Source organism: Moraxella sp. (genome assembly GCF_024227015.1).
Classification (GTDB): Bacteria; Pseudomonadota; Gammaproteobacteria; order Pseudomonadales; family Moraxellaceae; genus Moraxella.
In genome coordinates, this window is sequence record NZ_JAAELD010000392.1 from 1 (window position 1) to 1095 (window position 1095).

1 protein-coding gene is annotated in these 1095 nt (G+C 49.5%); it reads left to right on the forward strand.

The features are described from left to right. Positions 1–1095 (forward strand): helicase-related protein (locus GY683_RS09015; RefSeq protein WP_297288409.1); only part of this gene is annotated, 1095 nt, incomplete at both ends.

Below are 1095 nucleotides of genomic sequence, written 5' to 3' on the forward strand. Positions count from 1 at the left end.
CACTACGTCACCCCACGAGACAAGCTAGAAAGAGCCAGTGGCACTATCAAAGCCGAGCTTGAACAACGTCTTGAGTATTTTCGAGCGCATGACAAACTGATTGAAGCCCAGCGTATCAAAGAACGCACCACTTATGATTTGGAAATGATTCAACAGCTTGGCTATTGTAACGGCATTGAGAACTATTCGCGCCATTTATCGGGACGTCCTGCCGGTGAAGCGCCGCCGACGTTGTTTGACTATATTCCGCCCGATGCCTTGCTATTTATTGATGAAAGCCATGTAACCGTACCACAAGTCGGCGCGATGTATAAAGGCGATAGAAGTCGTAAAGAAACCTTGGTCAATTACGGCTTTCGTCTGCCATCTGCGATGGATAACCGCCCGCTGATGTTTGAAGAATGGGAGCGTATTACCCCTGCGACCATTTTTGTGTCAGCGACCCCTGCCCAATACGAGCTTGAGCATAGCGAGCAGGTCGTAGAGCAAGTGGTACGTCCGACCGGTCTAGTGGATCCACAGCTTGAGATTCGTCCTGTCTTGACCCAAGTTGATGATGTGCTATCGGAAATCAACATTCGTAAAGCCAAAGATGAGCGAGTGCTGATTACCACGCTCACCAAACGCATGGCAGAAGATTTGACCAGTTATCTAAAAGAGTACAATATCAAAGTCGCTTATTTGCACTCGGATATTGACACGGTGGAGCGGATGAAAATCATCCACGAACTGCGGACAGGCGTGCATGATGTGCTAGTCGGTATCAACCTATTGCGTGAGGGTTTGGATATGCCTGAGGTGAGCTTAGTGGCGATTTTTGATGCGGATAAAGAAGGCTTTTTACGCTCGGAGCGTTCGCTCATTCAGACCATTGGTCGTGCTGCGCGCCATGTCAATGGTAAGGCGATTTTGTACGCTGACAGCATTACCCCAAGTATGCAAAAGGCGATTGAAGAAACTGAGCGTCGCCGTGCCAAACAGATGGCGTATAACAAAGAACATGGCATCACGCCGACGTCCGCTCGCCGTCAGATTACCGACAAAATCGACACCGGCGAGGCAGAAGCCCCAAATGATAACCAAGCGATTGCGGTC